Origin of the sequence: Paraburkholderia fungorum, assembly GCF_902833645.1 — a bacterium.
GTDB classification, from domain to species: Bacteria; Pseudomonadota; Gammaproteobacteria; order Burkholderiales; family Burkholderiaceae; genus Paraburkholderia; species Paraburkholderia fungorum.
This window is the reverse complement of the sequence record NZ_CADFGE010000013.1, coordinates 289,941-298,564: the sequence shown is the minus strand read 5'-3', so window position 1 is coordinate 298,564 and position 8,624 is coordinate 289,941. Positions and strand designations below refer to the sequence as shown.

Here is an 8,624-nt window from a genome sequence, read left to right as displayed (position 1 = left end):
TGATCACCGTCGCTATAATCCATTGACCGCGCAACACCACCTTCCAGACCGATCACGTTCGCCGAAACGACTGATCACCATCGCCGAAATCCGCAGCTTTCGGATAGAAACGCGCGAAGCGTGGACAATGCGGCACGCTGTCGATGTCCCCTCCTTTGCTCGACAATCCAGCTGTCGTCGGTTTTCTGGCGGTTGGCCAGTATCGCCAGATCGAGCTGCTCGATGGTGATCTCGCGCACGCGCCGGCCAAGGTTGGCCACGAAGTTGCGGTAGATGGCCGTCCGGCGCGCGAGCAGGTGCTTCCTGAGGTTAACGGCCTCATCAAATTTGCGCCGGTGGGCGTGGTACCAGGCGTAGAGGTGCGGCGGAAGCGGCGCCTCGCGGGCCCAATGTTCCCCGAGGGCACGCAGGCCGAGCGCGGTGCCGGGGCGAGCGGTAATCCGCTCGACGCTGTGGCGCAACTTCGCGGGGGCCTGCTCGAGTTCAGGAAGTATCAGAGGCATGTCCGCCGCAGCGGCTCGGCGCACACCCGCCTCGAGATCTTCCATGTAGTCGAACCTGAGCATCCATTCGGCGGGCAGCTCGAGGACTTCCTCGCTACCATCGGAAAATCGAACGGCGGCCACCCGCAGGCCGGTTTCCGTGATACGCCACCCCATGTTAATCGCCGCCGTGAGCTCGCCCTGTTTCGGGAGCAGCGTGACTCCCATGTCGACGACGAGGTGTATTTCATATTTGAGAGAGGCGCCCACTCGCATAGTGACCAGACGCGCAAGTTTGATCATCGCGTCAGGTGGCAACTGTCGGTGCATGACCATCGGGAAGATTGCCAGGACCTTGTCGTCGCGCTTTTTTCCCAACGTGGCGATCGTGAAACGTAGTGTGCGCTTGCGCCCATCCCCTTCGATGGCGAGATTTGGGCACCGCCCCGTCAGGTGGCTAGCGGGGACCGGTGACGGGAAGGGAATCGCCAGTACGCCAGTTTCGAGGTCCATGCGCCGCCGCAGCTTGCCGCCGCGGCGCATGGCTTGCTGCCGGGCGCGGATGACCTCCTGCATAAGGAGGTTACGATTGGGCCACCAGAGAAAGCTGGCGCCTGTGATCTGGTTGGCCTCCTTCAGAAATTGGGCATTGGCCGCGTGGGTCAGGTCACGAACTGCGTCCTTCAGGGGTTTGAGCACCTGCGTGATGGCCGCGTACCGTTGCTGGACAACGCGCTTGAGCACAAACTCGATCTCGGGTGTGGACACTCCGCCTGCGCCGGGATTACTGCGGTGGTCGGCAAGCGCCTGTCGCGCGTCCTCATACTGCCGCTGGGCGGCGCCGACGTCAGGATGCTGTGCGCCGAGTGTCGCCATGAAGGCACTGTGGCTCGCCTCATGGAGCTCGACGAGACGGTTCCAGACGTGCGCGCGCTCTGCCAGATGCGTTGCGACGAGATCGGGTTTGTCGGGCGGCAGGAGCCCGAACACGTAGGTCTTCAGCATGAACGGATTGTCGCCGGTAACTGACGCATCGAATTATTCTTGTGTGCAGAACGGAAAACGCCCCTGCACTCTTTTCGGAGTGACAGGGGCGTAGTGAGAAAGGGACGCAGGGTCCCGGATGGGTCCACCCGCGGCCGGTCAGAAGCAGAGGTTGGTCAGTGTACGAGCGAAGAAATGAGAGACAAAGCTGTCGTCGCTCATGTTCCGATACACACGGAAAATGACTTCCCACTCGCCAAAGCGAGCGTTGAATACAACGCTGTCGGCCACCACGCGAACATACTTTCCTGAGATTTCACGGTGTTCGGGAAAGACGTCTGCTATCTCCGGACGCATTACAGCCGTTCGGTAAAAGCGGGCTTTGCCGAATTCGACCCGTTCAGCAGTCGGCCCCCGCAGCGCGTCGGTATCCGGCAACGGGTCGAAGACGACCGAAGCAGTACTGGACATGTGAAGCTCCTTGGTCACTGAAGAGATTGATACGAAAGACCCGTGGTGCCGGTCATGCCTTGATGGACGTTTTCAGGTCGATGCCGCTGATGACGCCGGCGTACCGAAGTGCCCTGCTCCACCAGCGTTCCGCCCGTGAGTTGGCCGGGTGGAGGCTGATATCGCGGTAGCTGCCATCGACGAGGTCCCGCTCGCCGTGTGCCGTGATCCAGCGGGGCACACCGCGTGACTCGCTCGGCTCTCCACCGCGATAGTCCTGGGTGAGACGCCGAACAAGTTCGCGGAACGTCATGGGCTCGTTCTCCCAATCGAATCCGTGCTCAGCAAAATCGCCTTGTTCCGCACTTTGATCGGTGACGATCCCGTAGGTCTGGTTGAACCGCATGGGCTCAAGTAGCGTGACAGGTCGATCGTTGTTGCCGGGCGCTGCGCCTGTCGCCCTTCTGTCACTGGACGCGTGGGGATCATCAGAGAACAACTCGATGCCCGCCACGGAATTACGTGCCCAGATACCGTCACCAGTTTTGCTGTCGTAGTGGCTTGCAAGGCAGGTGAACCCGTCCTTTGCAAGGGAGCTTTCACTGCTGGCGATGAGCACCTCGCGATGGCCACCAGGACGATTGAGGCGGTCGTGCTTGTAATAACCGTCCATGGCCTGAGCAACAGATGCGGAAACCCCGAGGCGGGAGAACTTTGTCCAGTCAGGTTGCCAGTGACGGCAAGGATGGTAGCTACCATCGCTGGTACGTTGCACCATGACCAGATCGCCGGGAGAACGACACTCAGACCAGGTCTCGCCATTCGCATGAAAGCGAAGTCGATCGTCAGCGTCTGAAGTGATTCGCTCGATGACGACGTTGAAACGGGGGTTGCTGAAGCAGAGCGTATCGCCTTCACGAACGTTGGTGGCAGTGATGGTGAGAACTGGATGGATCATTTGCAATCTCCGGGGAAAAGCGCTGGGTTCGCGGGTATCGCGACGCGCATGACTGTTAAAAAACGTGGTTCCGGAGATGTGCTGGCAAAAACAACACGGCAGCTGGCACGCTTGAAAGATAAAAACCCCACAGCGGTGGCTGTGGGGTCTGGGGGGTTGGAGTCGACCGATGATGTCAACTCAGGCTGGATCGGCCTGCGCGGTCTCGAGCACAGGAAGCGCCGTCACGAAGGTTTCAATCCGCTTCATGGCGCCGGCACCGAGTGCAGATTTAAGCCACTGCTCCGCCTGCATCAAGCCGTACTGAACACAAGCGAGGTTCCGATCCCGTAAAGTCTCACCGACGAAATAAGGTGTAGTGGCGGCATCGGTGTCGCCGGTGTCGTAGTCAACGAGTTCGAGGTAGCCGGCTTCGTCAACGAGCGCCCCGAGGGACTCAACGGCCGCGTCGATCTCGTCGTTGCGATATTCGCCACCGGCGCACCAGAGGTCGATCGACAGGTGAAGGGTTTGGGAGTCCACGCGATCGATTGCGCCCTTCAGAACCTCCTTCTCATAGGTCTTGCCGCGGCAGTCAAGCAAGGGGCCAAGCGCACGGGCGATAGCCTGGTCGTCCACGCTCGGGCGCAGTTCGAGGGTGCCGCGCAGACAGCATTGATGCGATGACATGGTGTTTCTCCTGAGTAAGCTCTGTTAAGGGCAGTTGACCTTGTCGACGGTATGCGCGCCAGAAAAAAACCCTGCCTGGACACATTCGTCCAAGCAGGGTCGGTGGGTTGGCATGAAACGGTGCATGCCATGCAGTTGCTAACCGTAACCAGCGGTCAAACGAGTGCGCTTTTGGCCTGCGGAATACGGCGCACATTGATCGGCTCGACGAGCGACGCGGGCGTTTCCGCGTCATCCGCCAGCACAAAGACCTCGATCTCGCGTCCCGGATACGCCTCCTGGAAGAGTGCAGCGGCAAGCCACGTCAAACGACGCATGCAATAGTCGCTACCGCGGCGCGTGTCGCATTGGTGGAAGCCGATACGAAGTGCCTTGACGAGTGCCGCCGACGCTTCGTCATCGTGGGAAGTCACTTCCACAGCTGCAGGGTCGAACGTGCCCGGGAGGGCGGACGAGCTGGCTTCAGGGAGTTTCGCAACGACCGTGTTGCTCTGCGCGTCGATGACGGACTGACTACCGCTGTCGTATCGGAAGCGCAGGAGGAGCAGATCCCTGGCTGGAGAATCGACCCAGCCCGGCGCTCCGATGCCGGCGAGCGCTTTCGTATGTTGAGGCGGAGTGCTCCCGAAGCCAAACATTTAGGCGTGAATCTGCTGCCGGATCGCGCCCGGGCGCCGCCGGGTCGTGGCTTCGATCCAGTTGAGCGCGTCCGCGACAAGGCTCCCAGGGATGATGTCGTGCGGATTCAAGAAATCACCCACTGAGTACCTTCCCCGCGCGCTATGCTGCGGGCCGTGGTCGCCGTCCTCGTAGAAGAGTTCGGAGACACAGTGTGGGACCGCGAGGCGGACCTCGAGGAATGCCTCGCCGACCTTCCCGTTGACGGTGGATGAACAACCCTGGCGCTGCAGCATGTGGGTCCCGTCGGCAAGGCGGATACCTTTGCCACCACCGCCGATCAAACGGGTCGTAGAAAACGTGTTTTGAGTCATGGTCACTGCTCCAGAATCGGGTTGAATGGATGAAAAGGCCGGCGAGGCCTTCGGTACGTCGTTGCGGGTGGAGATGCCATGGCGAAAAAAACGTCGGGTGCGTGCTCGCAGAGACGACGCCTTATTTGCCGACAGATTGCTCACGCAGTGGATGCGCCCAAAAAACAGACCCCTGACCCGGACTGGAATCCGGACAGGGGCTGGGTGAGTTACATCACGGCGATGTGCGCGATATGGGAGCCCGCGTCGTCGACGATGAGTTCGCAGGCGCTGCCGTGTGACCGGGAAACGCCGTCATCGACCAGTCGATAGATCTCGCTGGCGAGGCTCTTGAGGTAGAACTGCTTCGGAATGGTGTGCATGCCGATGCCTTCTTCGTGCTGCAGGTGAAGTCGGTAACAGCGGTTTTCGGGGTCATCCTCGATGATGAGGAAGCCGTTGAGCTTCGCGGTCGTGATGCGGAACTGCAGCGCCGCCGGAAAAACGGAAAAGCAGTCGTCCTTCGGATCCCGGTACCGCAGGTGACCGGCATCGGCGCCGGCATCGAGCAGCATTTCCCAGATGGTCCGGTTACCGGGCGCCGGGAGCAGTTCCACCTGTTCCATCATCTCGAGCAGACGGCGCGAGGAGATGGACTCACGATCGATCGGCAGTTTCGCGACGGTGAACTGATCTGTGTGATTGTTCGCCGGGTGCGAAGGCGTTTGGGCGACCGGCAAATCTTGCGTGGATTTCATGGATCTCTCCGTGGTAAGCCTTTTCAGGCGGAAGTCAAAGCGGGAGAGATGTGGGACAGAAAATTAGTGTCAGGGCCGGCGGGCGTGGGTCTGACAAGGGGCCGCCTGAAAAGGAAAACGCCCAGCGATCCGTGATGGATGGCCAGGCGTTGGTTGACGTAGCGCGACGTCGTTTGGGATCAGTGGGGTTGGTCCATTGTTTCGCCGGCGATGAAGGCGACATAGTGTGCCGCCTTCGCTTGCGACTTGAAGTTCGCCTGTAGCTTGCCATCAGCGTGGACGCTGTGGGTGTAGCCCTTCGCATCCTTCGATTCACTGATTACGAGCGCCGGCAAGTGATACTGGGGATGCCGGTAGAGGTCGCGGCGGCTTCTCGCGTCAACGATGCGAACGATGCAGTGGTCCAGAATACCGGGACCGCCGCAGTCTGCGTCCGGGATGAGGAGCGGGATCTTCATTTTCCCGGTCGATCGCCCTACCCGCCCGATAACGTCGTTCTCTTCCATCCAGTCACGACCCGTGTTTGCATCACCATAGAAGATCCGGATGCGATCGCCACTCTTGCGACAGCTCTCCAGAACCGTCTCGACCTTGCAAGGTGTGTCAGGGTCGAACCATGTTCCCAGGTCACGGTTGCCGATGAGCGCGACAGCGGACTGATACTGGTGATACTGCTGGGTGGTCCCGATCACGGCCGGGTCAAGCGGGCCAATATCGATGCCATACTTGCCCAGCTTTTCCGCCAGGACGCGCAGTTGCCTGAACACATAGTCGAAGCCGGCACATGTGTAGCCGCCGGCGCAGGGGATGACAAAAAGACGCTGTGCTTCGTTGATGGTGATGTCCATGGTAAATCTCCTGAGTAAGCCCGGGCGAGCGGGCGAATGACTGAGCACAGGAGATGACTGGCCGAAAAAAACCCGCGGCATCCGAAGATGCGCGGGTTGTGTGGGTTGGGTCGGTAGGCACCCTGTTACCTGGTTAATCTTCGAGGGGATATTGCTCGACGATCTTGATCACGCGAAGGAGCTGTTCATCCGTGATCGTGCCGTACGGGTCCGTCGGACCGGCCGCCGCGAGATCGCTGATGGCGTCAATGACATCGTCATTCGCGCGGTCACTGAAGCCCTTTCGGTCTGTCAGTGCGACTTCCAGACGCTTTAACGCCTCCCAATACGCGATTTGCGCGAGTACAGCGGCGCGCAGCAGTTCGTGTTGCTGACCGAATGCTCTTGCGCGCTTGAAGTCCCCCTTCGTGAATATCGCAAACTCAAACGCTCCGGGCTGACCGTGGACGGCTGCGCCCGTTACGGCGATCAAATCACCCTCGAAGCGCTCGCTGATCTGATCAGCCGTGCCCACGATGACTTCCCGCATGACATATCCCAGCGCAGCTGCGCGCGGCGCCTCCCCGAAACCAAATATCTGGATCTTTGCTTTCATGCTGTAAATGTCCTCGAATAACAGTAAACCCGCGCTACCGGGCGATTGACTGAGCAGAGAAGATGTCCGGGCGAAAAAAACCCGCTGCATCCGGAGATGAGCGGGTCTGTGGGTTGGCGGTCTGTTACCGATTGGGCGTAGGGATCTCTGCCGGACATTGCGGCGGTGTGCTGTTGCACACACCAATCCAGCGTGTTCCGACCTGCCGGATCTGGTAGTTAGCTGGGTCCTGCTTCAGACGGGAGATTTCGCGTTTGACATCACTCGCACGCGAATAGCCGTTCAAATCCGGCCCAAGTACGTCAAGTCCGGCATGCATCGCTGCGGTTGCACTTCCGGTTGGGTCCAGATTTTCGCGGTGGATGTGGGTATGTCCGCTGTGGACCGGTTCCCCGCGCGCGTTGTATAGCCGAAGCAACGTGCGAGCCGTGTTTTCCAGATCACGACGTACGACGTACACATACCCGCCGCGGTTGGTCCGCATCTTCAGGAGGTCGTTCATGACGATATCAATGGGTCGTTAGTCAGGTGTTGTCTTCGTCGACGGGAACATCGACCAGTTCGAGATTTTTTGAAGCACCCAGAATGGCCTCGACGGCACTGAAAAATTCAGGGTGAGCGGCAAGCGAGCTGTCAACCTCGACAACATCCGAAGTGCGATAGGCACCGTCGCGGGCGCAGGAGATTCGGTCATCGCCTGCTTCTTCAGCGGTGTCCCACGCGTGCAGATAGAGCTCCGTCGAAGAACCGCCTTCCTGTACCAGAACGTGGATTCTGGTTGCACCGGGAGCGGCTGCGGGAGACCCTGCGGGTCGACTGGCAAGACTGTCGATCGCGCGAAGGACGATATTGGCCTGCTCCCGGGTATCTTCGGCGGGAACGGTGTTTTTATTGATGAGATCAAGTTCGATCAGACGGTTGATGACGTCGTCGGTAAAGTCGGTGCAGGAGTAAGTCATGGCGGGGTTCCGTTTGAGAGTAGCGTCACAGGACAGGTGCCGGCGAACCGGTAGTTGACCAAGCACGACGACATGCGCGCGCAAAAAGAAACCAGCGCATCGGGTGATGCGCTGGGTTGTAGGGTTGGGTCTGGTGATCAGACCGGTATGGGCCCAACTGCAGGCGTCGAAGACGGGGCGACCGTCGCGCACATGTTGGTTAGAACGGTTTTCCAGTCTTCGACATACGCCTCGACCCGGTAAATCGCGCCCTCCCCCGTCTCGTGGAAGTCACGCTGGTCGATGACTCGGCCGCTGCCGGTCCGCACGGTGAACGTGCTCGCTGATTTGTCGATGTGGACAGGCTCGGTGATGTCCGTCTCATGGGACCACGATGCCTTGCGGGGCAGTTTCGCGGCGAGATCGACGATTTCGGGAATTTCCTCGTAGGCGAAAATCGAATGCAGTGCGCGTTCGATGGCGTGGGCGATTTGCCAGCACGTAGTGCGATTGTCGAAGATTTTCGCCGTCGTCAGATTGAGCATGTCGCCATTTTTCAGGATGAACGACACTTCAATCATTGGGCTTTCGTTACCGTCCCGGACGTAGCATGCGAAGTGATGAATGTCTTCTGGCTTCACTCCTGCGACTGGCAAAGGAGAGTCCTTTTTGAGGTCCTTCGGGCCGCCGTAATCGTTGCACGACCACCACTCGATTCCGGCTTCAGGGAACAGCGTACGAACGTAGGACTCGATCCATTGCTGGAGGAGACCGGCCTTCTGGCCGCCAAAGGTGCCGCGGCGCACGGCGCGAAAAAATTGATTCATGGTGACAGGTCCTTGTGGTCGGGTTTTGAGGGATGCCAGCGACGCTGGCGGTTGACTGGGCGCCAGGATATGCGCAGGCAAAAGAAAGCCCGCTGCATCCGAAGATGAGCGGGCCGTGGGTTGCCTGTCACTGACAGGATCGTT

The 8,624-nt window shown here is 59.7% G+C and carries 12 protein-coding genes; all 12 read right to left on the bottom strand.

Annotation, left to right across the window (positions count from 1 at the left end):
• Positions 1 to 74: 74 nt before the first annotated feature.
• The 12 genes from HWX91_RS32665 to HWX91_RS32610 all read right to left on the bottom strand — a co-directional run bounded on the left by HWX91_RS32665 (position 75) and on the right by HWX91_RS32610 (position 8,480).
• Complete coding sequence (locus HWX91_RS32665) at positions 75 to 1,487, bottom strand: hypothetical protein (RefSeq protein WP_102857306.1); 1,413 nt, start codon at positions 1,485 to 1,487, stop codon at positions 75 to 77.
• A 138-nt stretch (positions 1,488 to 1,625) separates the two neighbouring features.
• A complete protein-coding gene (locus tag HWX91_RS32660) occupies positions 1,626 to 1,937 on the bottom strand; it encodes a hypothetical protein (protein WP_028197191.1) in 312 nt (103 codons plus the stop codon).
• A gap of 52 nt (positions 1,938 to 1,989) precedes the next feature.
• Positions 1,990 to 2,874: a hypothetical protein gene (locus HWX91_RS32655; protein WP_028197190.1), complete on the bottom strand. Its 885-nt coding sequence runs from the start codon at positions 2,872 to 2,874 to the stop codon at positions 1,990 to 1,992.
• A 180-nt stretch (positions 2,875 to 3,054) separates the two neighbouring features.
• A complete protein-coding gene (locus tag HWX91_RS32650) occupies positions 3,055 to 3,543 on the bottom strand; it encodes a hypothetical protein (RefSeq protein ID WP_028197189.1) in 489 nt (162 codons plus the stop codon).
• Between the two features lie 155 nt (positions 3,544 to 3,698).
• A complete protein-coding gene (locus tag HWX91_RS32645) occupies positions 3,699 to 3,956 on the bottom strand; it encodes a hypothetical protein (protein WP_127837883.1) in 258 nt (85 codons plus the stop codon).
• Between the two features lie 225 nt (positions 3,957 to 4,181).
• Positions 4,182 to 4,535: a hypothetical protein gene (locus tag HWX91_RS32640; RefSeq protein WP_028197187.1), complete on the bottom strand. Its 354-nt coding sequence runs from the start codon at positions 4,533 to 4,535 to the stop codon at positions 4,182 to 4,184.
• Positions 4,536 to 4,744: 209 nt separating this feature from the next.
• On the bottom strand, positions 4,745 to 5,272 hold the full coding sequence (locus HWX91_RS32635) for a hypothetical protein (RefSeq protein WP_049816572.1): 528 nt from the start codon (positions 5,270 to 5,272) through the stop codon (positions 4,745 to 4,747).
• Between the two features lie 179 nt (positions 5,273 to 5,451).
• The gene (locus tag HWX91_RS32630) at positions 5,452 to 6,120 is read right to left on the bottom strand and encodes a hypothetical protein (protein ID WP_028197186.1); all 669 of its coding nucleotides are present in this window, start codon (positions 6,118 to 6,120) and stop codon (positions 5,452 to 5,454) included.
• A gap of 133 nt (positions 6,121 to 6,253) precedes the next feature.
• A complete protein-coding gene (locus HWX91_RS32625) occupies positions 6,254 to 6,715 on the bottom strand; it encodes a hypothetical protein (RefSeq protein ID WP_028197185.1) in 462 nt (153 codons plus the stop codon).
• A gap of 124 nt (positions 6,716 to 6,839) precedes the next feature.
• Positions 6,840 to 7,217, bottom strand: a complete 378-nt coding sequence (locus tag HWX91_RS32620) for a hypothetical protein (protein WP_028197184.1) — start codon at positions 7,215 to 7,217, stop codon at positions 6,840 to 6,842.
• 22 nt (positions 7,218 to 7,239) lie between these two features.
• On the bottom strand, positions 7,240 to 7,674 hold the full coding sequence (locus tag HWX91_RS32615; protein ID WP_027693498.1) for a hypothetical protein: 435 nt from the start codon (positions 7,672 to 7,674) through the stop codon (positions 7,240 to 7,242).
• A gap of 137 nt (positions 7,675 to 7,811) precedes the next feature.
• Positions 7,812 to 8,480, bottom strand: a complete 669-nt coding sequence (locus tag HWX91_RS32610) for a hypothetical protein (protein ID WP_027693499.1) — start codon at positions 8,478 to 8,480, stop codon at positions 7,812 to 7,814.
• Positions 8,481 to 8,624 lie beyond the last annotated feature (144 nt).